The 461-nt window shown below is 41.2% G+C and carries 1 pseudogene; it reads left to right on the top strand.

The window, feature by feature from the left end:
- Window positions 1–461, top strand: a pseudogene (locus ICC18_RS35065) (S-layer homology domain-containing protein); the annotation flags it as partial.

The raw sequence follows: 461 nt of genomic DNA, 5'->3' as shown, positions 1-461 counted from the left end.
TGCGAAAGCAACATTGGCACTGAAAAAAGGTAGTGTTAATGTAGCAACTACAGTTAAATTCGCTGATGACAAAAAGTCCGCAGTTCTGACTTTGACTGATGTGAAAATTAGTGAGGGCGAATACACAGTAACTCTTTCCGGTCTGGATACAGCGGCAGTTGATAAAGCAACTGTAACATTCACGGGAGAAGCTGAAGCTGTTAAGAAAATTGACTTCGTTTCTGCTTCTGACACAATTGCGCAAACAACAAAAGCACAAGTGAAACTGGCTGCTAAAAACCAATATGATGAATTAGTAGACATGTCTGCGAGCAACTTCACAGCTGTAGTTTCCGGCTTTGACAGCAGTCTGGTTAAAGATAATGAAGGCAATCTGGTAGTTAAAATCAACACCAAAAGAATGACTGGTGCTACATCTGATACAAGCCCAGGCATGACAATGGTTCCAGTGTATGTGTACA

Source organism: Paenibacillus sedimenti, from assembly GCF_014534655.1.
Classification (GTDB): domain Bacteria; phylum Bacillota; class Bacilli; order Paenibacillales; family NBRC-103111; genus Paenibacillus_E; species Paenibacillus_E sedimenti.
Note: the sequence above shows the minus strand (reverse complement) of the source record. Positions and strands in the feature narration are given on the sequence as shown.